Raw genomic sequence first — 25,401 nt, forward strand, 5'->3', positions numbered from 1 at the left:
AGGCCTCCCGCTAGCGTTCATCCTGAGCCAGGATCAAACTCTCCATTGTAAATAATTTCGTGTGAAGCAAGAGCTTCTGTTTTTTACAACTTCGAATTTCCTATAGCTCCATTATTCAAGGATTGACTTCGTTATTATTCGGCTATTTGTTTCTTCTGTTTATTTTATAATTTCAAATGAACTTCTCATCTTAGCAATACCTCTCGGTATTTGCGATTGCAAAGGTAATACTTATTTTTTAACTAACAAATTTTATTTCGAAAATTTTTAAGTCTTTATTTCAATAAGCCAATCTTACTTTCACTCCCAAACCCCTCTCGGAATCGGTTTGCAAAGGTAATACTTATTTCTAAACTCGCAAATTTATTTTTAAATAATTTTTTTCGCTATATAAGCCCTTATGTCAATTACAATACTACTCGTCTTTCGTATTGAGGTTGCAAATATACAAACCATTTTTCCGAACTTCCAAAACAACTTTACATTTATTTTACATTATTTTCTTAAGTGATTGGTACAACGTAAAATATTTTTTGAAAGTTTTATCAAATAACTAACTTTTCAATACAAAAACACCTGTTCAATCTAGTAAATGGATACTTTGTGGTTGTAAAATAAAGAAGAGTTGTAGCCAAAGTGGAATCAATTTTAAATAAAAAGCTCGAATAAATCGAGCTTCAGATAATTATTAGTTCAACATTATTATGCGAGATGTTTCAAAATTGCATTTAATTCTTCTAATTCGACTAAGAAACCATCGTGTCCGAAAATAGAATCAATTTCCGTGTATTTTGCATCTGGAATATAATTCGCAATAAATTTTTGCTCGCTTGGAGGAAATAATATATCAGAAGAAATTCCAATCACTAAGGTATTCGAAGAAATTTGAGCCAAAGATTCTTCTAAAGATTCTCTATTTCGAGTAATATTTTGTGAATCCATCGCTTTGGAAAGCATCCAATATGAATATGCATTGAATCGATTCGCTAACTTCCGCCCTTGATACTTTTGGTATGAAGACGCTTTGAAATCATTATAAACAGAATCATCGTCTTTTTGTTTGTCATTATATATAGTATAAGTTCGATAAGACAACATCGCAATTGTACGTGCTGCAATCAATCCATTTCTTCCTCCATCTTCTATATTGTTAAAAGTAGGATCTGCTTCGATTGCTAAACGCTGAGATTCGTTAAACGCAATTCCCCAAGGAGAATGAACTGCATTCGTCGCCAACAAAACCAAATTATCAACTTTAACTTGATTAAGTAACGTAAATTCTAACGCTTGTTGACCGCCAAGCGAACCACCAATTAATAAATGAATAGTCGAAATTCCTAAATGATCTGCTAACAATTGATGCGCATTTGCCATATCTTTTATCGTAATTGTAGGAAAATCGCGATAATAAGGTGAATTTGTTTCAGGATTTATTGATAATGGATTCGTAGAACCATAATTAGAACCAATCACATTTGCACAAATAATAAAATGATCTTTTGGATTGAACAATTCATTTTCTCCAAAAAGACCAGCCCACCAGTCAAAAACATCTGAGTTTGCCGTTAAAGCATGACAAACCCAGATGATATTATTCTTTTCGGGATTTAACATTCCCGCTGTATGATAAGCAATGGTTAAATTTTCGATAATCTGACCATTTTCAAGTTGAAAAGGTTTCTTATGATTGTATTGATGAAAATTCACTGAATAAATATATAATTAAAAACTTCTGTTTATTTAATTTTATCAAAAGCCTGTTGAAGATCATTTTTGATATCATCAATATATTCAATTCCTACAGAAAGACGTAACAAACCAGGAAAAACTCCAGCAGATTTTTGTTCATCATCGCTCAATTGTTGATGAGTTGTTGCGGAAGGGTGAATAATTAACGATTTTGCATCGCCAACATTTGCCAAGTGACTTATCAATTCTAAACTATCAATAAATTGATTCGCTTTGTCTGCATCACCTTTAATTTGGAATGATAAAACAGATCCGAAACCATTTTTCAAATATTTTTTCGCCAAATGATGACTTGGAGAGGTAATTAATCCAGGATAATTCACTTTTTCTACTTGCGGATGAAGTTCTAACCAACGCGCAATTTCTAATGTATTGTCCAAATGTTTCTGAGCTCTTAATGACAACGTTTCTAAACCTTGTAACAATAAAAAAGAATTGAACGGTGAAATTGCGGGACCAAAATCGCGCAAACCTTCGACACGTGCACGAATAATAAACTGAATATTACCAAAAGAACCATTCACTCCAAAAACATCGGAAAAAACTAAACCATGATAACCTTCTGATGGTTCAGAAAATTGAGGAAATTTACCATTACCCCAATCATAATTTCCACCATCCACGATCACTCCACCAATCGAAGTTCCATGTCCGCCGATCCATTTTGTTGCAGATTCTACAACAACATTTGCTCCATATTCTAAAGGTTTGAAAATATAACCGCCTGCACCAAATGTATTATCCACAATAAATGGAATGTTATGTTTTTTTGCAATTGTAGCGATTGCTTCAAAATCTGGAACATTAAAGCTCGGATTTCCTATCGTTTCTGTATAAATAGCTTTTGTATTATCATCAATTAATGATTCAATTTTAGCTGGATCTGCATCTTCAGCAAAGCGAACACCAACACCTAAGCGCTTAAAACCAACTTTGAATTGATTATATGTTCCACCATAAAGATTAGAAGCCGAAACAAAATTATCTCCCGATTCTAAAATATTATTTAAAGCAATAAATTGTGCCGCTTGTCCCGATGAAACAGCTAATGCCGCAACACCACCTTCGAGCGCAGCAATACGTTTTTCGAAAACGTCGGTTGTTGGATTCTGAATTCTTGTGTAGATGTTACCAAATTCTTTCAAAGCAAATAAATTTGCTCCGTGTTCGGCATCATTAAATACATAAGAAGATGTTTGATAAATTGGAACAGCGCGAGAGCCTGTTGTTGAATCTGCTTCTTGACCTGCGTGTACTTGTAAAGTATCGAAATGTAATTGTTTTTCTGTTGACATAATAAAATTGTTTTGAATGTGAGTATGATTAATAAATAATAGGGTAGGTTAGTTAGCTAAAATTAGCAGCTGCACATTCGAATTTTACTATTGATACAATTATAGATGCTCTGAAGCAGGACGCCGTGTCCAAAAGAATGTTTTTTAGAATTGTACTTCATCTTTAAAAAAAAATATTCATTTCTAACTACACTTTGTAGTTTTATATTTGATGTGAAATTAGAATAATTTTCTAAATAATAAAATTTATTATTTATTTTCAGAAAATAAATCTATAAAATTAGTTTATAAAGAATATTAACACATAAAAGATAAAAAAATCTCTTTCAAAATCTATAAAAGCTAATTAAATAGAATAATATTTGAAGTAAAAAAGAAGATATTAGGTAGAAAATAAAAAAAGGAGATCAAAATTGATCTCCTTTTATGTTTTTATGATAAAAAAATAATTAGTTAGCTAAAACGATTACTTTATTATTGTTCATTTCAATTGTTCCTCCTTTGATATCTAACAATAATGTAGACTCATTAGATGGAGAACTATAAACTTTGCCAGATTGATTATCAAAATCTTCGAAAGTTTTTGTGTGAACTTTAATTTTGATTGTTCCTTCACCTAAAGTTGCAACGATAGGAGCGTGGTTGTTTAGTAGCTGAAATTCACCATCTTTTCCTGGTAATGTAACAGCATCTACTTCACAGTCAAAAACTACGTGTTCTGGAGTAATAATTTGTAAGTGCATAATCCTATTGTTTTAAAAAAAAGAGTACTTAGTAACTTTTAGAGTAAAAGAAACGTAAGCACTCTTTCTATATTGTTATATAAAATATTATTTAACTTCTGCTAACATTTTTTCTCCAGCTTCAATCGCTTCTTCGATTGTACCGCGTAAGTTGAATGCAGCTTCAGGATATTGATCAACTTCACCATCTAAAATCATGTTGAATCCTTTGATTGTATCTTTGATATCTACTAAAACACCTGGGATACCTGTAAACTGTTCTGCAACATGGAATGGTTGAGATAAGAAACGTTGGATACGACGTGCACGGTGTACAACTAATTTATCCTCTTCTGATAACTCTTCCATACCTAAAATCGCAATAATATCTTGTAAAGCATTGTAACGTTGTAAGATTTCTTTTACACGTTGTGCTGTTTCATAATGTTCTTTACCAATAATTGCTGGTGATAAGATACGAGACGTAGAGTTCAATGGATCTACCGCTGGGTAAATACCTAATGAAGCAATTTTACGATCTAATACTGTTGTAGCATCTAAGTGCGCGAAAGTCGTAGCTGGCGCAGGGTCAGTTAAATCATCGGCTGGTACATATACTGCTTGTACAGATGTAATAGATCCGTTTTTAGTAGATGTAATACGCTCTTGCATAGCACCCATTTCAGTCGCTAATGTTGGCTGATAACCTACGGCTGATGGCATACGTCCTAATAAGGCAGAAACCTCAGAACCTGCTTGTGTAAAACGGAAGATATTATCTACGAAGAATAATACGTCACGTCCTTGACCTTGTCCATCTCCATCACGAAAATACTCAGCTAATGTTAAACCTGTTAAAGCAACACGAGCACGTGCACCTGGAGGTTCATTCATTTGTCCGAAAACGAAAGCAGCTTTAGACTCTTTCATGTTTTCACTGTTTACTTTAGATAAATCCCAAGATCCACCTTCCATAGAGTGCATGAAATCTTCACCGTAATTAATTAATCCAGCTTCAATCATCTCACGCATTAAGTCATTACCTTCACGAGTACGCTCTCCAACACCAGCGAATACAGATAAACCTCCGTGTCCTTTCGCGATGTTATTCATTAACTCCTGAATTAATACTGTTTTACCCACTCCGGCACCACCAAATAAACCAATTTTACCACCTTTTACGTATGGCTCTACTAAGTCAATTACTTTAATACCTGTAAATAAAACTTCTGCAGATGTTGATAATTCTTCGAATTTTGGAGCTGGGCGGTGAATAGGTAAACCGTTTTCTTTGTCTAAATTCCCTAAACCATCAATAGCATCTCCAACTACATTAAATACACGTCCTTTGATGTTTTCTCCAATAGGAACCATAATTGGTTTTCCTAAAGCGATAACTTCTTGACCTCTTTGTAAACCATCAGAACTATCCATTGCGATACAACGTACAGTATCTTCACCAATGTGTTGCTCAACTTCAAGAATTAATGTTTCTTTTCCTTGACGAGGAACCTCTAGTGCATCATAAATATTTGGAAGGCCTTCTGCGTTATCAAAAATAACGTCAATTACAGGTCCAATAACCTGTGCAATCTTACCTTTCTTTTGATTTGCCATTATATGTAATGATTTAGTTTATTTTATTTGGGTGCAAAGGTAAGTTAAAAACATTGTATAATTTATATACTTTTTAAGATTTTTATCATAATATTTTGATTAGTAATAAGAATATGACAAATTAAGGAACTCTAAAAAGAAAATTGTCATTCGATTTGAAAGCCTTAAATTTGTCCAAAATCATTTTTTGTGAAAGTCATTCAATCACTCAATCATATTAAAACAATCAAACGTCCAGTAGTTACTTTAGGTATGTTTGATGGTGCACACATTGGTCATCAAAGTATTTTAAATCAATTAAATAAAATTGCCAAAGAAATTGATGGAGAAAGTGTATTGATTACATTTAATCCACATCCTCGAATGGTTTTGCAACCAAATTGTGATCTTAAGTTTTTGACAACTTTAGAAGAGAAAGAAGCCATTTTGCGCCAATTTGGATTAAAAAATTTAGTAATTCAAGAGTTTACACGAGATTTTTCACAAGTAACTTCTGTAGAATTTGTTAAAAATTTTTTAGTTGATCAATTACATATTGATACTTTAGTTATTGGGTATGATCATCATTTCGGAAAAAATAGAGAAGGAAATTTTGAGCAATTACAAATCCTTTCCAAAGAATATGGTTTCAATTTGATTCAGTTGCAAGCTGTCGAAGAAAATGAAGTCGCAGTAAGTTCTACAAAAATTAGAAATGCCTTAATCGAAGGAAATATAGGATATGCAAACAAAGCGTTAAACTATCATTATCCGCTTTCTGGAGAAGTTGTTCATGGTGATAAAATTGGACGTACACTTGGTTTTCCTACCGCTAATTTACAAATCGATCCTAATAAATTGATTCCAAAAGATGGCGTTTATGCTGTTGATGTTTTTGTGGATAATCAAAAATATTTAGGTTTGTTAAGCATAGGATTTAGAGAAACAGTTACCAATTCTCGAGAACATAGAGTAGAAGTGAATATTTTGGATTTTGATCGAGAAATTTATGGAGAAACAATCCGTCTTGAATTTTTAAGTCATTTACGAGATGAAAAGAAATTTGATTCGTTAGATGATTTAATTTCTGCGATGAATCAAGACAAAGGAAATGCAATAAAATTATACGGAAATAAGTAAAAAAGGTTCGCTAAAGCGAACCTTTTTTACTTATTTCTATTTATTATAATACTTGAAAATTTCTTTTTTATTCTTTTCCAGAACACCTAAAAGCGTTGCATCAACCTTTGGTTCGTTAGTTGTTAAAACAATTTTATCTGTCACTTTTTCGAACGTAATAATAAGATCATTCGTTGTACTTTCAAACATTATTTTATCTTTCGATTTCTTCTGTAATTTAAAATTAGTACGTAAAATATCTGTTTTTACTGTAAATTTTAATGGTTTATAAACAATCGAAGATTTGTCAACAGCTGCTTTTTTAGGAGCTACCTCTAAAACAGAAGCTGTTTCTAACGACATATTCGTAGCACGTTCTTCCGCTATAACCCTCATTTTCATAACATCAGAAGTATCTTTTAGTTTAGAAACACCTCTAATTACAACACCTGAAGCTTTTCCAGCTAATTTATCTGAAATAACAGAATCTTTCAAATATCCCAAATTTTGACTACTTGCTTTAGCATATTGTTCTTCTTTTTCTATGGAATCTAAAACCTTAGAACGAGCTTCCATTGCTTGCGGTGCTGATAAAGTAACTGGAGCATTTGGAGCAGACGCTTTAGATAATTGAGGAAAATATCCTTCGTCAGCAATTGCATCAGCAGAATGCCCTTCGATTACTTTATAAACAGGATCTTTTGTAACCTTATCATTCTTCACTATTTCTAGAGGTTTTTCCAAATCTTTATCTTTCGATTCTAAAACCACTATTTCCTCTTGTTCAGCAGGTGATTGCTCAATAACTGGAGCATTTGTTTTGACAATTTCAAGTGAATTTTCTCTATTTTCAGTATTAATATTTTCAATAAAAAGCACAAAGTAAGGAATCGCAATCAACGCGAAAACAGCAGCAGAAAACCATACACTCGAAACAAATTCGCGAATAGGTTTCTTTTTCTTTTCCTCATTCTGCAAACCAGATTCAATACGCTTCCAAACCAAATCTCTCGGTTTTTCGCCGACAGTTTCGTTACTTCTTTTTCGAAATAATTCTTCTATTGGATCGTTTGTGTTCACGATAAATTTGATTTTATATATTCGTTCTTACTTAACATTCTCTTCAATTTCGTTTTCGCTAAATTGAGTTGCGATTTCGATGTTCCTTCTGTAATACCCAAACTTTCGGCAATTTCTTTGTGCTTATATCCCTCAATAACGTAGAGGGTAAACACGAGACGGCAACCTTCAGGCAAATAGTCGAGGAGTTTCATTACATCATCTTCTTCTATTTGTTGCGAAGCTTCTTGATTAGATGAAATAGAAGAGGAGTAATCATCAACATTGAGATGAAAAATTTTATTTTTACGTAGCTCCATCAAACATTCATTAATCATAATTCTTCGCATCCATCCTTCAAAACTTCCTTCGAACGAATAATTTTGAAGATTCTGAAAAATCTTCAAAAATCCTTTTACCAACGCATCTTCCGCTTGTTGAATATCGGTAAAATAACGTTTACAAACCGCAAAAAATCGCGCATCATATTTTTCATAAAGCAGCCGCTGTGCTTTCGAATCATTGTTGACACAAGCTTTTATGAGTTGTTTTTCGTCCAAAATACTTTTTCTTTCTTACTGTTTAGATGCGAAAATTACGCTTATGGTTGTTTTGATAGCGTAAAATATTTGTTAAAGTTCTGAAAACTTATTTATTAAACATAAAAAAAGTCGCTACATAAGCGACTTTTTAAATTATTTTTTTATAAATTTTTTCGTTATTCTTTTATTATCTTGAGTTAATTGGATAATGTAAACACCATGTTTAAGTTTGCTAACATCAATTTGTTGATTATTTGTTGAGTTATGTTCAACTATTTGTCCAATAATATTTGAAATCTTATATTCAATTTTACTTTTAGAACTTGAAGCTATATTTAATATTTCTTGTACTGGATTTGGGTATATTATAAAATCAACTTTATCTAAATCACCAACTCCTAAAGTTTTTTCAAAAATAGCTTTTACAGAAAAATTATGTGAAGGATTAATTATAATTTTTTGATCCTTCGATTCTAAATCACCTTCCCAATGAGAAAATTTATAGCCTGGTAATGCAATTGCTTCTAATGTTACTGGAATAGATTTAAAATAATCTCCACTCCAATTTTGATAATCTTCTTCAATACCAACTGTTGAATTATTGATTTCAATCGTATTAACTTTTACGAAACCTTGCTCTTTGTTATTTATTCTAGTTGTTAATTTATAATTTCCTTCAAGATTAAAGAAATTAGACAAATGTTCTTTTTGATATTGTGGTCTATTTCTAGCAAAATTTCTAGTTTTTTCTATGTAATTATTCCAATCCTCTACAGAGCCTATCATTTTCCATCGATCAATATGTTCTTGCATTTCTGGTTCCAAAGCCTGTTTCATTTTATCAATAATCTTTATAACTCTATCTGGAATGAAAGTTGTATTCAATAAATCAGAAAATCTATTAATAAATCTATTTTTAAATTCTCTATTCTTTAATAATTTTACAAAATGAAGATTATAATGATTAGATTCAGGGGTAATATTTGTATCCGTCGCATTGTATATTGAATTTACTTTGTACTTCTCATCATTAGGAAACATTCCTAAATCTGTATCTTTTAATACCCAACGCCATTTTCCATCATGACCATATGGAGCATTTACATCATAGTCTACTTTTTTTCTCCAAAACTCATTATTATTAGCTGGCCAATCATCATTACCAATATAAATTTCTGTTAAGAAATAGTCAATTAAATTATCAAAATCAATTTTTCTTGATACATAATTATAATTTTCAGACGTTGTTAAGTCATTATTTTCAATAAAATTCATCAACTCTTTATACGCTATTGGATCTCCAATATCACCATAACCTTCGTTTTCTAAAAAGTCAATTTCATTTTCTTTTATATTATATATACGCTCAAAATATTTCTCATCAAATCTTTCTCTTAAATTAAAGACACCATAATATTCAGAATTTACAAATACAACACTTGGAGAATATTCTTGTGTTTCAAAATTCAAATGTTTTGTAAGAGTCTGAATCAAAGCATCTTTATACATTGTAAAGTAAGTGTCATTACCAGAATTTCGAAGAATTAATCTTTTAAATTTATTATAATCATAATCTTTAAAAAAATTATAATTTAAAGAGTTTTTACTATAATCTGATTTCGCATAAAATCTAAATGATTTATTACGATAGCTTCTAGTCGCATTTCCATGATTTCTAATCCCTATTGTTTGATGAATTACTTCTTCATTATTATCAAAAATTGATAAGAATACTTTTCTTTCACTTTCTTTTCCTGATTGTTGATAATTAGCAATCGTATTATATATTGCTTCTTTATCAGGATTTGCAATTCTCCAATCATCAAAAGTTTTTCCTGCTACCCATAGACCATTTTTATAACCAAATAATTCTTCTGCATCAATAGAAATTGAAAATATTGGCAATGTATAATTAAAACTATTTTTATTATTAACAAAAAAAGTTTTTGATATTGTTTCAGATGAATTATCATTACTTACAGCTTTTGCTTTAATGACAAAACTCTTTTTAATTAAGTGAGAGGGAAAATACGGATTATTGTCAAATGTTGTAGAAATATTTGATAATACATTATCTTCTTTAGTTCTATCATAAATCTTGATAGGTTTTTCGTAAAGAAATGATTTCATTTCTGATTCATAAAATTCATAAGGAAGTTCCCCTATATTTTGTGGGTATCTTTTCTTGTATTGGTATACTTTTCCGTTCAGATTATTTATATCTGGTTCAGATCCATCAATTGTATAAATAATTGTTAATGAAGAGTCTTCATGACTGATAGTCAAGTCAAAGTCATCATCATAAAAGCCACTTTCACTTGAAAATACAGGTGTAGTCAATGATTGACCTAAGACAAAACTTGTAAAGTAAAAAAAAAGAAGAGTATGTATTTTCCTCATATATTTTATTGTTTTTTTTCAAAAATAAAACTTATTCCATAAAAAAACCTGATATAAATATTTATATATCAGATTTTCATGTATTATAGAAGGATTCTAATTAATTATTATCCCACTAACTTGTGTTTTACTAGATATTCTGCGATTTGAACCGCATTTGTAGCTGCTCCTTTACGTAAATTATCTGCAACAATCCAACAGTTTAATGCATTTGGTTGAGATAAATCACGACGAATACGACCTACAAAAACATCGTCTTTCCCTTCTGAATAGAATGCCATTGGATAGGTATTTGTATCTGGATTATCTTGTACTATTACACCTTCTTGTTCTGCTAATAATTTGCGAACTTCGCCTAAATCAAAATCATTTTCAAATTCAATATTTACAGACTCCGAATGTCCTCCTTGCACAGGAACACGAACTGCAGTAGCTGTAATATTCATTTCTTCCACACGCATAATCTTACGCGGTTCACGTGTTAATTTTAATTCTTCTTTTGTATAACCTGTTTCTTCATCAAAAACATCACAATGAGGCAATGCATTTTTGAAAATTTGATATGGATAAACTTTCGCAACGTCACGTCCTTCAATTTCTCCATTCAATTGCTCCACAGCATCTTTTCCAGTTCCTGTAACCGATTGATATGTAGAAACAACCACACGTTTTATTCCGTATTTTTTATGTAAAGGATTAAGAACCATTACCAACTGAATTGTAGAACAGTTAGGGTTTGCAATGATTTTATCATTTGTTGTTAAAATATCTGCATTGATTTCTGGTACAATCAACGGACAATTAGGATCCATTCTCCAAGCTGATGAGTTATCTATTACAGTTGTTCCAACTTCTGCAAACTTAGGCGCCCACTGTTTGGAAGTTTCTCCTCCTGCTGAAAAGATTGCGATATCTGGTCGCATTTCTACAGCATCCTGCATTGATACAATTTTGTACTCTTTCTCTTTGTACTCTATAGTTTTTCCTATTGATCTTTCTGATGCTACTGGTATAATTTCAGTGATTGGAAAATTTCTTTCTTCCAAAACTTGGAGCATAACTCTGCCGACCATTCCGGTAGCGCCTACGACTGCTATTCTCATTTGTTAATTAAATAATATATTAAAAAATTTTGAATTGCTAATTTACTGATTATTTTGATACATTTTTCTCTATTTCATCGGTTTAGAGATAAAATTGATATGATATATTTTATGTAATGATATTAATTCAGGTTTTTGAAGCTCTCCTTGAATTAAAATTTATAAAACTCTTTTTTAGAAGAATTTTAAACATAAAAAAAGTGGAACAATATGTTCCACTTTTTTTTATAATTGTATAAAAATATCTTTTTTTGAGAATTATTTTTTGATGATTTTTTGGATTCTTGTTACTCCTTTATCATCTTTTACTCTTAAGAAATAAACTCCTGTAGATAATTTTGATGTATCAACTTTTCCATCTTTAGAGAATTTAACTGGAATTACACGTCCTGTTACGTCTGCAACAGTTACATCTGCAACCTTAGATCCTTCTAATTTAATATTAACTTCTGTTGTTGCAGGATTTGGATATACAGCTAATTTTGTAGATCCTAACTCAACTGTTCCCATAGTTTCTGTACTACCTGTTACGTGAAAAATATATGAAACTTCATAGCTAGATAAATTTGTTGGAGCTGTATTTGTTCCTCCTGAAACACAACCTGTTCCAGGCCATCCAAGATAAGTAGGATGTGTTTGCCCTTTTTTATTATTACCAACCATAACTCCTCCTTCTAAATACTGAGTTCCTACTTCAACTCCAGTTATAACAGCTACAGCTAATTTATTTCCTGCTTTAATAGTTTCTTGAGGCTCTAATAATTCTAATTCAACAACTTCAAATTCATCAACAGTAAAATTATGTGCTGCATAACCACTTCCCATACCTGCTGTAATATTAGCAAAAGTATAAGCACCTGCAAATTGAGAAAAAGCAACTTCTGCAGAGTTATTATCATCTCCCATTCCTGCTCCAGCAACAGTAACTGATTTTATCTCAAAATCTGAATCAATTCCATAATCCTTCTTTAAATCATATAATCTAGACCAAGCATTTGTAATAACCTGACCTTGTTGAGAACAAGAAAGAAGAGAGTTATCAAATGTATTTCCATCCTTATACTGAATTAATGTATAATCTTGACTCGCTAAATTATTATTAGAATTAATTACAGTTTTTTCTGCTAAACCTTGAGCTTTTAAAGATTTAATTTCATTACTATTTTGAGCAAAGGTAACAGACGACAATGCAACAATTGATAAAAGAGTAAAAATTTTCTTCATAATTATTAATTTTTAGTGTTATTTTTTTTTAATTATGGAATAAAACTAAACAATAATAATTCAAATACAAAATTTTTAACACAAAAAAATAAAAAACCCACAATAACAACGATTGTGGGTTAAATAAACCTTAATATGATTTATCTCTTATTTTTAAGCAAACTCGTTATAAGCAGCTTTTAAGTTTTCAGCAATAGCATCTGCAGAATGTCCTTCAATATGATGGCGCTCTAACATATGTACTAATTCACCATCTTTGAACAAAGCAACAGCTGGAGAACTTGGAGGAAACGGAGCAAAAAACTCACGAGCTTTAGCAACTGCATCAACATCAAATCCTGCAAAAACTGTTGTTAAATGTGCTGGAACTTTTTCATTATCCAAAGACATTACAACTCCCGGTCTTGCTGCACCTGCTGCACAACCACAAACACTATTTACCATTACTAAAGTTGTTCCTTCTTGTTTGATTGCTGCTTCTACTTGTTCTGGAGTAGTTAAATCTTCAAAACCATTAGAAGTTAACTGAGCCTTCATTGGCATTACTATTTCTGCTGGATACATATTCTTCTTTTTTTGTTTTTAATAAAAATTAATTATTTTCAAAGTTACATAATTCTAAAACTTTTTAGAATACTTACTTTTGCAGTTACAAATTTACGTAGAATTTAGCAATATGAAATTGACTTTTGGTAAGAATGAGAAACTTAAAAGCAGGAAAGCATTCGATGAATTATTTTCTGATGGAAAAACATTTGTTTCTCATCCAATACGATTCGTCTACAAAATCAAACCAAAAGAAGATTACAATATTAGAGTAGGAGTGAGTGTTTCGAAGAAAAAATTTAAACACGCTGTTGATCGAAACTTATTAAAACGTCGCTCTAAAGAAGCTTACCGATTAAATAAATTATTAATCGAAACTTCAGAAGAATATTCGATTGATTTGGTTATGATTTATACTTCGACAAAACAGCAATCATTTGAGAGAATAGAAGAAGCTGTACAAATTTTATTAGAAAAGTTAAACCAAGCAATACAAACAAAAAAAGATTAATCTAATAATCAGATTAATCTTTTTTTATAATTTAATAAAGCTCATTCTATTTCTTAAGATTTGCTTGCAGTTTGAAAAAACTAAAGTAAACTGATACTAAAATTAATCCACAAACTGAAGCTCCAATTCCTAAAACGCTACGAAAGTTTTCTTCAGCTAAAATTCCAGCTTTATAATCCATCACATATAGGTTGTAACCTAATCCAATCAACAAAACAATTGTCGCGATATAAATATATGTTTTCATTTGATAATGAATTTTTAAATTTTAATTTCATTCATAAATAATGCTCCAAGATTTGATGTAAATAATTTTATTGCTATCGATAACAAAATTACTCCAAATACTTTTTTTAGCACCGACAAAACTCCAGGACCTAACCATCTTTCTAATTTTCCTGCGAATTTCAGCACCAAATATACGATTAACATATTTAATATAATCGCTATCACAATGTTAATATCTGCAAATTGAGAACGAAGAGAAAGTACTGTTGTTAAAGATCCTGCTCCTGCAACTAACGGAAATGCAATAGGAACAATAGATGCAGAGTTAGATTCTACACCTTTTTGAATTTCAATTCCTAAAATCATTTCAAGAGCAATGATAAAAATCACAAAAGCTCCTGCTACTGCAAACGATTGTACATCTACACCAACTAATTTCAAAATCTTGGTTCCAAAAAATAAAAAAGAAATCATCAATATTCCTGCTGCAATAGATGCCTTTTCAGATTGAATATGTCCTACCTTGCTTCGTATTGAGACAATAATTGGAATACTCCCAAGTATATCAATAACAGCAAAAAGTACGGCAAACGTCGTTCCAATTTGATTAATTGAAATTTTATCAAAAAAAGATGTAATGTTACTCATTATTTATTAGTGCTTTTAATAATTAGTTCATACAAAAATAGAAGATTTTAGTAACTAATATCTATAAATTATAATAAATACATTTAGTTTTCCAACCAATTCTTAAAATCTGATACTTTTTCTCTACTTACAATCATATCTTGTTCATTATAAGTATTTAAAATTATTTTCAATCTTGAATTAGAATACATTGTAATTTCTTTTATTGAATCAATTTGGATAATTTGACTTCTATTAATTCTGAAAAATTTTTTAGGATTCATTTGCTCTTCAACCTTATCTAATGAGAAGTCTATTAAATAATTCTTCTTCTCTTTTGTATGAATATAAGTTGCTTTACTTTCACTAAAAAAGCATTCAATATTTTCTGTTTCTATTATTTTAATTGAAGTTCCAATCTTTATCGAAAAACGTTCTTTAAACTTTTCTACTTGATTATTCGTAAAAAGATTTTTTAATTCATTCAAATCAAAACTTGAGGACGAACTCTGAAATTGCTTTTCAAACTTTTCTATTGCAAACTTTAACTCTTCTTCATCAACAGGTTTCAACAAATAATCGATCGAATTTAATTTGAAGGCTTTCAAAACGTACTCATCATAAGCTGTTGTAAAAATAATGGCTGAAGAAATATCAACTTTATTAAATATTTCGAATGATAAACCATCTGATAATTGAATATCTAAGAAAATTAAATCTGGATTAGGATTATTTTGTAACCATTTAATACTCTCTTCTACTGAATGTAGCATTTCATGAATTCCATAGCCCAATTTCTCTACTCGTCTTTTCAATAAACGAGCAGCAGGTTTTTCATCTTCTATAATTAGTATTTTCATTTCTTATTTATTGCCATTTCTGGTTTTGTTCTTTCTCGAATATTTCTTTGGCTTTTCGTTCTTCCCAACCAGAACCATAAGCAAAAACTTTTACAGCATTCAATGCGACCGCTAATCCCCAACCTAAAACTGGCCAATAAAACCACCAATGTTTAGGACTAGTAAAGTAATTAAGTAAAAAGAAAAATATACTCATTACAATATAAGTTCCCAAATGTGTATAGAATTTTTTCAACTCTTTTGCGCGTTCTATCGCGCGTTGATAAGCTTGTTGTTCGTCAATATTTTGTGTGTTCATAATTGTGTTTTTTTGAGTTAATATTGGAAGTTCAACTCGAAATATTTGTTCATTTTTTTCGATATTCACTTCTCGGTTTGAGATTAATTGATAACGATTTATTATATTTTTTAAACCAATTCCAGTCGAATCTTTGATTGTTTCTTTGAGTTGTAAAGAGTTTTCAACAATTAAATAATTATCCTTTTTATAAATCTTAATTTTCAAAGGTTTTTGATCTGATACAATATTATGTTTTATTGTATTTTCTAATAGAATTTGTAATGAAAGCGGAACTATAAATTCAGTTTCAGGGAAATTTGTTTGTTCAATTTCAAAATCAATACTATTCTCAAAACGCAATTTTAGTAAGTTGACATAAGTTCTTGCAAAACTTATCTCTTCCTGAATTGGTACTACTTCTTTATCTTTTTGTTCTAAAACATAGCGATAAATCTTGGAAAGTGAAGTCGTAAAATCTATTGCATTATCAGGGTTTTCTTCAATCAAACCAGTTAAAACATTTAAACTATTAAATAGAAAATGTGGATCTAATTGACTTTTTAAAGTTTCAAATTGTGCTGTAGCTGTTTCTGCTTTTGTTGATTCGAGAACAATTTTACGTTCTAATTTATTTTTCTTTCTATCAATAAGAAAAAATAAAAACAAAAAGAAAACTGTAATTACAGCAACTAATAAATAGTTTATCGTTTGATCATAGAAAATATATTTCTGCAAAAGTTGATTTGCAAATTTTACAAACACATAATATAATACCAAAGTATAGAAAATAGAGCGTATAAAATATTTTCTAATAATGTTTTCGGGTTTTGAAGTGTTTGGTAAATCTATTCTATAATCATTAAAGACACTTGTATTCACAAAGGATGCAGCTATACTGAATGAAAAATATCCGATAAAATATTTGATGGCTTCTGGATGAAAAAATTGATTGATTGTAATATTTGGTGAAGTGAAAAATATCACACTATAAATCAAAATATTAACAATAAATAAAATAGCAACATTACGAAGAATTAATTTTTTATCAGAAACAATTATTCCTTGTGTAAACTTGTAAATAACAAATCCTAAGGCTATAAATCTTGCAGAATGACCAACTAGATTTCCTAATTCATAAGATGAAGTTATAGGATAAATTGATTCATTTGTATTCAAAATAAATACAAGTAATGCCAATGTAATTAAAATAGAAAATATTATTATTAATCTTTTATTATATGAATCCATATCAAGCAATTAAATTAATTAACCAACAAATAACTTCGTGAATAAACTGTGCAACTAAAGCTATCATTATTGTGCGTTTTTACATTCGTTATTCAACAAGGCTTCGGCACGATCTTTTCCCCATTTCGGTTCATTATTTTTTGGCTTTTCAGCATCAAATAAAGCTAAAGATTTTTTTACATTTTTACAATCTTGTGTAAGATCCATTCCGCTATATTTTGCCGCATTGATATTAAACTCGGCCAAACCTAAAACAGAACGTGGATTATTTGAATTTAATATTTTATTCATATCTGATTCGAAATTATTTTGTGCAAACGTTGATTTTGAAAGTAAAACTGTAGTTGTTAAAAGCATGGTTTTCATTTTCCTGTTTTTTGTTAAACCAAAGTTCTGCTAATCACAATCAAAAAGGAATTAATAATTACCGAATTGTTATTTTTTAAGGATGAATTGTAGAAACAATAAAAGGGATAATTCAATTATTGAAATTATCCCTTTTATGATATATAAAAAAACTTGAAATTTATTTTCTCATCAATTCTTCTACTACATTTTGTGTTGCTTCGAATACTTCATCTAAATTTTGATTTAATCCTCCAAACGCATATTTAGCTTGTCTTGCATTATTCAACAATAATTTCCATTGTTCAACGGCTAATCTGTTTACTCCTTTTTCTAATAATACATTTTCAATTATTCCATCTGAAAAGTGAGCTAAATCTATATTTGTTTTTTTCATTGCAACATTGCACAAAATATTTTCTTGCAACTGATAAAAATCTTTCTGATCTTCTGTATTGATTTTCTGTTTTAATTCTTCTAATTCTGCAGAAATTAAATTAGAATTAATTATTGGTTTTTCAACTAAAGTAAATTTTTGAGTTTCAGTTTTTGATTGAAAATTTTCAACTTTTTTCTGCTCATTAATTGGTTTTACTTTAGATTCAATATTTTTTTCTACCAGTTTATTTTTCTTTCTCATTAAGAATAAACTTCCTAAACTCAGAGCAATTACACTACCTGTCAGCCAGAGCCAACCACTTTTTCCTTCTTTTACATCATTTTTAATTTCATCTATTTTATCCGAAATTGTAGAATCAGAAGATGAGTTAGAGACTAAATTAGTTGTTCCATTGTTCGATTGGTTAGAACCAGAAACACTTAAGTTAATTGAATCGGATTTTAAGGTAATATACTTTTCTTTTGCAGGATCAAAATAGCTAAATTCTACTGGCGAAATGGTATATTCTCCTCCATAATTAGGAACAAGAACAGTCTGTTCAGCAATTTTGCCTTTCATACCTGTATCGTATGTTTTGTAGGCATCACGTTTTTTAGGCGCAAATTTTTCTAAATTTTTGGGTGTATTTATTTCCGGTAGATTTATTGTATTAAAATTACCTGTTCCTATTATTTCTACATCAAAATTTACACTTTCATTTGTTGAGACTTCTTTTTTATCAACCGAAGCATTCATTTTAAATTGTCCAACTGCTCCACTAAAGTTTTTTGGGCGCCCTTCTTCTGGTAATGCTTTTGCATTGATTACAACAGAATTACTTCGCACTTCTACAGGTTCTGCTCCATATGTTGTAGGCAAAACTACATCTACTGAAAAAGGATCAATTTCTATTTTACCTGGTTTTTGAGGAAAAACATAATAACGAGCTATTTCTTCAGAAAAATATTGTTTTCCTCCTACAATTTCTTGTTTTATATTTTCTGGAGAACTTTTGACAATTTTTGGACTTAATCCATCTAAGTTGCCTTGACGAAAGTTTTGTTTACGATTAAGATAGGATAAATCTTTAACATATAATTTTACTGATAAACCAACTTGTTCGTTAACATACGGATTCGTTTTCGATACTTTACTTTGTAAAAAAACTGGCTGTGATGTACTACTCTTAAAATTATTATGTACTAACCCTGATCCTTTCACTACAACATCAACAGGCTTTGATGTATAAGTTTTTCCATTAATTACTATTTTGGCTGAACCAACTCGATATTTACCTTCTTTTTCAGCTACAAAAGCTAAGACAATTCCATCTTCGATAATGCCTCGACCATTCACATACGAAACGTTTTGCGAGCGTTGCTCACCAACAATCTGTAATCCTTTATGTTGCGGATATTTCATTGGTTGATCTATAGTATAACTATCAGTATTCGACTCAATAAAAAATCCCACACTAAATGCCTCTCCTAAACTGACTTGCGTTTTTTCTGCATCAGATTTAAAAGAAATTTGTTGTGCTAACGCTGTAATAGACGTTAAGGCAAACATTAAAAAGCTATTGAACACTCTTGCCGTTATCATTACCAATCCTTAGATGTTGTTGTTCGTTGTTTTTCCGCTTTTTGCTGAATAATTTTTCTTTGTGTTTTGGCTTCCTGATTTTGTAATGCTTTTAGAAGACCATCACCCAAATTATTCTTTGCATTATCTTGTTCTTTTCCTTCTCCGTTATTTCCTTGCTTTATCTCAGGAGACGAATCATTTCCTTGTCCTTTATTATTTCCATTTTCACCTCCAGCTTTTGGATTTCCTCCTTGATTTTGCTGTTTTTGTTGATCAGATTGTTGATTTTGAGATTGACTCTGATTTTGTTTTTGGTTATTTTGGTTTTGCTGATTCTGTTTATTCTTATTTTGTTGCTGATTCTGTTGATCGTCTTTATTTTGTTGGTTCTGATCCTTGCTATCCTTATTATTCTGATCTTTCTGCTTTTCACGCTCCTTCTCTAACATTTTTTTTGCTAGTGCATAATTGTAGCGAGTAGCATCATCTTTTGGATCGTTTTTTAGTGCTTGTTTATAATTATCAACTGCATTTTGATAATCTTTTTCTTGCATAAAAGCATTTCCTAAATTATGATAAGCTAAATGTTTATCATTTTTTGTTTTGGAAATTTCAGCAGAACGTTTGTAGTGAGCTATACTTTCTTTATATCGTTTCTGTTGAAACAAAGCATTCCCTAAATTATAATTTGCTTTTACAGAAGTCGGATCTTCCATTGTAGCTTTTTTGTAAGCATATTCTGCATTATCAAATTTTCCTTTCTGATAATACTCATTTCCTTCAATAATGTAGCTTTTCGTTTTCGATTGACTATAACCAAAAACCGATAAAAGCATTATTCCTAAAAATCCTATTTGTTTTAAAAAGTACATCATTTTACCATACAAACTTACTATTTCTTTTTGTTAAAAATCTTATATTCAGATGTTAATAATTCCACAAAAAGTAAACAAACCGCTACCGCTAAAAACCACTGATAAATATGATTCATATCTCTTGTTGTAGAGTTTGCTATTTCATTTTTATCTAGTCTAGCTTTATACATTGATAATGCGGACAATGCATCTTGCGTATTATCTAAATGAATATAGGTTCCACTTGTGTCTTGTGCTAATTCTCGAAGGTTTTTGTCTTCTAATTTTGTAATAACTGTAGAACCTGTTTCGTCCTTTTTATAGTCTTCAGCGTATCCATTATAATACATCGGAATTGGTGCTCCTTTTTCAGTACCTACACCAATCGTTACAATATGAATTCCATTATCTTTTGCTATTTTTACAGCTTGACTAACTGTATTTTCATTGTCTTCTCCATCAGAAATTAAGACAATTAATTTACTTGTATTTACAGATCCTTTGAATGTTTTTGCTGCTTCCTGAATTGCATTTAAGTAATTAGTTCCTTGATTTGAAATTAACTCTGTATTAACATTTTGTAAATAACTTTCGATAGCAGCATAATCATTTGTCAACGGAGAAATCGTATAAGCATTAGCAGCAAAAGCAACTAAGGATGCTCTATCTCCTCCCAATTGTCCTAGTGTTTCGGTAATTAATTTCGTAGCTTTCTCTAATCGAGAAGGAGCAACGTCTTGAGCATTCATACTAGATGAAAGATCAAGCAAAAAAACCATATCTATTCCTTCTCTTTTAACTTGTACATCTCTTTCTCCATAAAGAGGATCCATTAATGAAATTACAATTAAAAAGAGGGCAATACAAAAAGTTACTATTTTAAATCCATAACGTTTTGAAGAAGTAATCGGAAAGACAAAGGGAAATAATTCTTTATCAGCAAAAGTTTTCTTTACACGTTCACGCCATTGAAATACTGTTATCGATAAAAAAATAACAATAAACAATAAAATCATCAACCAAATATTATGTAATTCTCCCCACTGCATTAGATTAATTCTTTAAAAAGTGTTCTTCGTAAAATTGCTTCTAATACCAATATTATAAAAGCTGGTAACAGAAAACGTGCAAATAATTCAGTATAATTATAATATTTAACTTCGTTAATTTCTGTTTTTTCAAGTTTGTCAATTTCATTATAAATTTTCTTCAAACTTTCATTATTCGTGGCACGAAAATATAAGCCTCCAGTTTTATCGGCTACTTCTGTCAATAGTTTTTCATCAATTTGTACTGGACGCATTTCAAAAACATAATCTCCTAACATATCATAACCTACAGGCATTGGTGCCATTCTGTTTGATCCAATTCCTATTGTATAAACTTTAATTCCTTTATCTCTCGCAATATCAGCAGCCTGTCTAGGAGATAGATACATTAAATCTCCTGAAGGATTTACACTTTCAACTCCATCTGTAATCAAAATAACAACTTTAGATTTTGCTTTACTATTTTTAAGGTGATTTACTGCCGTTGCAAGGCCAATACCAATAGCTGTTCCATCTGCTAAACTACCTGAATGCAACATTTCAATTTCTTGTGTTAAAACATCACGATCTGTTGTTAATGGAACACGTGTCAAAGCTTCTCCAGAATATTCAACTAAACCAACTCGGTCTGTTTTTCTTCCAAGCGAAAAATCTTTCGCAACTTCTTTTAGAGCTGTTAAACGATCTGGTTTCAAATCTCTCGCTAACATACTCAGCGATGTATCTACTGTTAATAAAATATCAACTCCTTCATCCGATTTTATTTTAGTTGTAACATCGACATAACGAGGACGAGCTAGAGCTACAATACACAAAGACATAGCAATTATTCTTAACAAGAATAAAAGAGGTTTATATGTTGTTAAGGAACTTTTTGCTCCACCAAATGCTTTAAGAGATGGTAATTTTAAGGATGCTTTTTTCTGACTCGTTTTACGAATTTCTCTAAAAATAAAGAAAGGTAAAATAAGTAATAATAGTAATATCCAAGGATTTTGAAACTCAAAATTTAGCATTCCTAATTATTATTAAACTGTTTATATTTTTCTCCTGTAACAATATCTTTTTTCAGATCTGCATTTTCAGGAATTTCTAATGGTTTTGTTCGCTCTACAAATTCTTCTATCCAATTACGGTATATATTATTTGTAGAATCATCAAACTGTTGTTTCGCAAATTTCACCAAATCTGCATCGTACAAAAATTGTTTGAATTTTTGTATGTCTTCAGGTAAAATATCTTGTTTTGTAGAAATATATTTAACTAAATCATCAGATAAAATTTCTAAAGCAGAAAAGTTATAAACTCTTCCCAAATATCTTCTAACAATAAATGACAATTGCGTATAATACTCTTTTTGTTCGCCACGTTTCAAGTATTTTTTTGCATCCAACGCTTTCAAACTTGTTTTTGCTTCGTCATAAGGTGTTTTATACAAATCTTTGCCAGATAATTTTGATTTTGCACGAATATATAACACAACTAAAACAATAGCGATTATAAAAAGAATTAGAGCAATTATTCCATACAACCAATACTTATTCCAATAATCTCCAATAGAATATTCTTCTTCCATTACAGGTTTTATCGGAAAAATCGCATTTTTTGTTGTATCAACAGCAATATCTTGGATTTCAATTTCAAGTTTCTTGGTTGTTAAATTTTCTCCATTCTTTTGAATAGATAGTGAAGGAATACTAAACTTTCCTACATCATATCCTGTTAATTGTAAATGTTGAACAATTTCAGACTTGCCATCAGTTTTAATAGTATCAAGCTTTTTGCCTAATACTTCGATATGATAATTTAGCGAATCAGAAATTGTTGGAAATACTATTTTATCTCCTTCTTTGTAATCAATTTTAACTTCGTATTGAATTGGCTCGCCAATTTTGATTGTCGTGCGATCCAATTTTGGCGTAATTTCTTGCGCAAACGAAAATTGAAGGAAAAAAAAACTTACTAAAAGCAATAAACTCTTCATTAGGCTTTATGACTTTTAAAGTAGTTTAACAATGGGCGAATATAATCTTCATCAGTACGAATACTTAATGCACCTGAATGATTTTTTTTAAATATTGATTGATAACGTTTATTCAAATCATAGTAATATTGTGCATATTGTTGACGCAATTTCTTCGATGAAGTGTCAATCAAGCGGATTTCACCTGTTTCATTATCTTGAACATGAACCAAACCTATATCTGGAAAAGATTGCTCTTTTTCATCATAAACTCTAATTCCAGTCACATCATGTTTTTTTGCCACGATTCGCAACGCTTTTTCATAATCAGAAGAATCAATAAAATCTGAAAGAATAAAAACATTTGATTTTCGACGAACCAAATTCATAAATGTTTCCAACGTCGTTGCCAAATCAGTTTTCTTGCTTTTGGGCTCATACGAAACAATTTCTCTCACCAAACGCAACACATGTTGTTTTCCTTTTTTGGGCGGAATAAATTTTTCGACTTGATCTGAATATAAAATCAACCCAACTTTATCATTATAGGTAATTGCCGAAAAAGCCAATGTAGCGCTCAATTCAGCAATCGTTTCCATTTTAATTTGTTTTCGTGTTCCAAAGTTTTCAGAATTCGAAACATCAACCAATAAAAACATGGTTAATTCACGTTCTTCTTCGAAAACTTTTACATAAGGTTCGCTATACCGAGCCGTTTTATTCCAGTCGATATTACGGACGTCATCACCATATTGATAAGGACGAATTTCACTAAAAATCATACCTCTTCCTTTGAATGAACTGTGATATTCACCCATAAAAAGGTTACTTGCTTTGCGTTTGCTTTTTAGCTCAATACGCTTTACACGTTTGATGATTTCTTTTGCATCCAAAGTTTAAATGATTTTGAATAATGGTTTAAGGAATTGGAACAACATTAAGAATGTTTTCGATAATTTCTTCTGGCGTAACATTTTCTGCTTCTGCTTCGTAGCTAATTCCGATACGATGACGCAATACATCTTTTGCCATTGCACGCACATCATCTGGAATAACATAAGCGCGTTTACGTAGAAATGCATACACCTTTGAAGCTTGTGCTAAATTGATTGATCCACGAGGCGAAGAACCAAACGAAATCATTGGAACTAATTTTTCTAATCCAACTTTTTCTGGAAAACGAGTTGCGAAAATAATATCCAAAATATATTTTTCAATCTTTTCATCCATGTAAACTTGTTTCACCATCTCGCGCGCATCCAACAATTCTTGAATAGAAATTACTTTCTCAATTTTAGGAAAAGATTGATTGATCGAATTTCTCAAAATCAAACGTTCTGCTTCAAATTCTGGATAAGTAATTACCGTTTTCAACATAAAACGGTCAACTTGCGCTTCCGGTAATGGATAAGTTCCTTCTTGTTCTACAGGATTTTGAGTAGCCAAAACCAAGAAAGGTTTTTGTAACGGATACGTTTCATCACCAATTGTTACTTGTCTCTCTTGCATCGCTTCTAATAATGCAGATTGCACTTTTGCAGGAGAACGGTTAATCTCGTCAGCTAAAACGAAGTTCGCGAAAATTGGACCTTTTTTAATGCTAAAATCGTTCTCCTTTACATTATAAATAAGTGTTCCCACAACATCTGCAGGTAACAAATCTGGTGTAAATTGTATACGAGAAAAAGAACCATCTACAGCTTCAGACAAAGTTTTAATTGCCAAAGTTTTTGCTAATCCAGGAACACCTTCTAGTAGAACATGTCCATTTCCAAGTAATCCAATTAATAGACTCTCGATCATTTTTTCTTGACCTATAATTGCTTTGTTGATTTCTGAAGTTAACCTTGCTATACTTTCGCTTTTTGCTTCTATTTGCTGATTTAGTTGTTGTATATCCAAAATTTCGTTGAAATTAATGTTTGTATAATTGATTCAAATTTCCTCTAAAATTAACAAATACAATTCATTTAGAGATTAAAACTTTCATACAATATTGTTAAACTTTGTTAAGACAAATGTAGTATACCAAACGATTTAACAACTATTTATTGAAAATTATTTCAAATACTTACAAACTATTTATAAACAATAATCTACTTTAAAGAAAATATTATA

At 30.5% G+C, this 25,401-nt stretch carries 24 protein-coding genes; 2 read left to right on the plus strand and 22 right to left on the minus strand.

From position 1 onward, the window contains the following. Positions 1–702: 702 nt before the first annotated feature. From E4J94_RS09060 to atpD, 4 genes are all read right to left on the minus strand, one after another. Positions 703–1,707: a homoserine O-acetyltransferase family protein gene (locus E4J94_RS09060; RefSeq protein ID WP_135835499.1), complete on the minus strand. Its 1,005-nt coding sequence runs from the start codon at positions 1,705–1,707 to the stop codon at positions 703–705. Between the two features lie 29 nt (positions 1,708–1,736). After that, positions 1,737–3,044 (minus strand): O-acetylhomoserine aminocarboxypropyltransferase/cysteine synthase family protein, encoded by a 1,308-nt coding sequence (locus E4J94_RS09065; protein ID WP_135835500.1) that lies wholly within the window; start codon positions 3,042–3,044, stop codon positions 1,737–1,739. Between the two features lie 449 nt (positions 3,045–3,493). Then, the gene (locus tag E4J94_RS09070) at positions 3,494–3,787 is read right to left on the minus strand and encodes a FoF1 ATP synthase subunit delta/epsilon (protein ID WP_135835501.1); all 294 of its coding nucleotides are present in this window, start codon (positions 3,785–3,787) and stop codon (positions 3,494–3,496) included. An 87-nt stretch (positions 3,788–3,874) separates the two neighbouring features. After that, entirely contained in the window at positions 3,875–5,383 is a 1,509-nt protein-coding gene (gene atpD / locus E4J94_RS09075; protein WP_135835502.1) for a F0F1 ATP synthase subunit beta, read from the minus strand. 189 nt (positions 5,384–5,572) lie between these two features. Here atpD and E4J94_RS09080 point away from each other — a divergent pair, with 189 nt between their 5' ends. After that, positions 5,573–6,502 carry a bifunctional riboflavin kinase/FAD synthetase gene (locus tag E4J94_RS09080; protein ID WP_135835503.1) on the plus strand — a complete coding sequence of 310 codons (930 nt, stop codon included), beginning with the start codon at positions 5,573–5,575 and terminating at the stop codon, positions 6,500–6,502. 36 nt (positions 6,503–6,538) lie between these two features. Here the strand turns inward: E4J94_RS09080 and E4J94_RS09085 are convergent, their stop codons facing one another. The 6 genes from E4J94_RS09085 to E4J94_RS09110 all read right to left on the minus strand — a co-directional run bounded on the left by E4J94_RS09085 (position 6,539) and on the right by E4J94_RS09110 (position 13,373). After that, positions 6,539–7,561, minus strand: coding sequence for a hypothetical protein (locus tag E4J94_RS09085; protein ID WP_135835504.1), 1,023 nt, complete (start codon positions 7,559–7,561; stop codon positions 6,539–6,541). After that, positions 7,558–8,100 carry an RNA polymerase sigma factor gene (locus E4J94_RS09090; protein WP_135835505.1) on the minus strand — a complete coding sequence of 181 codons (543 nt, stop codon included), beginning with the start codon at positions 8,098–8,100 and terminating at the stop codon, positions 7,558–7,560. The genes E4J94_RS09085 and E4J94_RS09090 overlap by 4 nt, the downstream gene beginning before the upstream one ends. Positions 8,101–8,235: 135 nt before the next feature. Next, a complete protein-coding gene (locus E4J94_RS09095) occupies positions 8,236–10,482 on the minus strand; it encodes a CotH kinase family protein (RefSeq protein WP_135835506.1) in 2,247 nt (748 codons plus the stop codon). A 107-nt stretch (positions 10,483–10,589) separates the two neighbouring features. Then, positions 10,590–11,585, minus strand: a complete 996-nt coding sequence (locus tag E4J94_RS09100; RefSeq protein WP_135835507.1) for an aspartate-semialdehyde dehydrogenase — start codon at positions 11,583–11,585, stop codon at positions 10,590–10,592. 258 nt (positions 11,586–11,843) lie between these two features. After that, a complete protein-coding gene (locus E4J94_RS09105; protein ID WP_135835508.1) occupies positions 11,844–12,809 on the minus strand; it encodes a T9SS type A sorting domain-containing protein in 966 nt (321 codons plus the stop codon). Between the two features lie 153 nt (positions 12,810–12,962). After that, positions 12,963–13,373, minus strand: a complete 411-nt coding sequence (locus E4J94_RS09110) for a BrxA/BrxB family bacilliredoxin (RefSeq protein WP_135835509.1) — start codon at positions 13,371–13,373, stop codon at positions 12,963–12,965. Between the two features lie 112 nt (positions 13,374–13,485). Between E4J94_RS09110 and rnpA the strand changes: the two genes are divergently transcribed. Beyond that, positions 13,486–13,866, plus strand: coding sequence for a ribonuclease P protein component (gene rnpA / locus E4J94_RS09115; RefSeq protein WP_135835510.1), 381 nt, complete (start codon positions 13,486–13,488; stop codon positions 13,864–13,866). A 46-nt stretch (positions 13,867–13,912) separates the two neighbouring features. Here rnpA and E4J94_RS09120 read toward each other — a convergent pair whose 3' ends face one another. From E4J94_RS09120 to E4J94_RS09175, 12 genes are all read right to left on the minus strand, one after another. After that, positions 13,913–14,113 (minus strand): hypothetical protein, encoded by a 201-nt coding sequence (locus tag E4J94_RS09120; protein ID WP_135835511.1) that lies wholly within the window; start codon positions 14,111–14,113, stop codon positions 13,913–13,915. A 14-nt stretch (positions 14,114–14,127) separates the two neighbouring features. Beyond that, positions 14,128–14,742 carry a MarC family protein gene (locus tag E4J94_RS09125; RefSeq protein WP_135835512.1) on the minus strand — a complete coding sequence of 205 codons (615 nt, stop codon included), beginning with the start codon at positions 14,740–14,742 and terminating at the stop codon, positions 14,128–14,130. A gap of 83 nt (positions 14,743–14,825) precedes the next feature. Further along, a complete protein-coding gene (locus tag E4J94_RS09130; RefSeq protein ID WP_135835513.1) occupies positions 14,826–15,581 on the minus strand; it encodes a LytR/AlgR family response regulator transcription factor in 756 nt (251 codons plus the stop codon). Positions 15,582–15,588: 7 nt separating this feature from the next. Then, positions 15,589–17,109: a histidine kinase gene (locus tag E4J94_RS09135; RefSeq protein WP_135835514.1), complete on the minus strand. Its 1,521-nt coding sequence runs from the start codon at positions 17,107–17,109 to the stop codon at positions 15,589–15,591. 66 nt (positions 17,110–17,175) lie between these two features. Further along, positions 17,176–17,475, minus strand: coding sequence for a hypothetical protein (locus E4J94_RS09140; RefSeq protein WP_135835515.1), 300 nt, complete (start codon positions 17,473–17,475; stop codon positions 17,176–17,178). Positions 17,476–17,635: 160 nt separating this feature from the next. Continuing rightward, a complete protein-coding gene (locus E4J94_RS09145) occupies positions 17,636–19,435 on the minus strand; it encodes a BatD family protein (RefSeq protein WP_135835516.1) in 1,800 nt (599 codons plus the stop codon). Beyond that, complete coding sequence (locus tag E4J94_RS09150) at positions 19,435–20,292, minus strand: tetratricopeptide repeat protein (protein ID WP_135835517.1); 858 nt, start codon at positions 20,290–20,292, stop codon at positions 19,435–19,437. The genes E4J94_RS09145 and E4J94_RS09150 overlap by 1 nt, the downstream gene beginning before the upstream one ends. 17 nt (positions 20,293–20,309) lie before the next feature. Beyond that, the gene (locus E4J94_RS09155; protein WP_135835518.1) at positions 20,310–21,320 is read right to left on the minus strand and encodes a vWA domain-containing protein; all 1,011 of its coding nucleotides are present in this window, start codon (positions 21,318–21,320) and stop codon (positions 20,310–20,312) included. Then, on the minus strand, positions 21,320–22,336 hold the full coding sequence (locus tag E4J94_RS09160; protein ID WP_135835519.1) for a vWA domain-containing protein: 1,017 nt from the start codon (positions 22,334–22,336) through the stop codon (positions 21,320–21,322). Before E4J94_RS09160 ends, E4J94_RS09155 begins: the two co-directional genes overlap by 1 nt. Before the next feature lie 2 nt (positions 22,337–22,338). Beyond that, positions 22,339–23,304, minus strand: a complete 966-nt coding sequence (locus tag E4J94_RS09165) for a BatD family protein (RefSeq protein WP_135835520.1) — start codon at positions 23,302–23,304, stop codon at positions 22,339–22,341. Next, on the minus strand, positions 23,304–24,176 hold the full coding sequence (locus tag E4J94_RS09170) for a DUF58 domain-containing protein (RefSeq protein ID WP_135835521.1): 873 nt from the start codon (positions 24,174–24,176) through the stop codon (positions 23,304–23,306). The genes E4J94_RS09165 and E4J94_RS09170 overlap by 1 nt, the downstream gene beginning before the upstream one ends. A gap of 25 nt (positions 24,177–24,201) precedes the next feature. Then, a complete protein-coding gene (locus tag E4J94_RS09175) occupies positions 24,202–25,203 on the minus strand; it encodes an AAA family ATPase (RefSeq protein ID WP_168801858.1) in 1,002 nt (333 codons plus the stop codon). Positions 25,204–25,401 lie beyond the last annotated feature (198 nt).

This window comes from Empedobacter tilapiae (genome assembly GCF_004785645.1).
In the GTDB taxonomy this organism is placed as follows: domain Bacteria; phylum Bacteroidota; class Bacteroidia; order Flavobacteriales; family Weeksellaceae; genus Empedobacter; species Empedobacter tilapiae.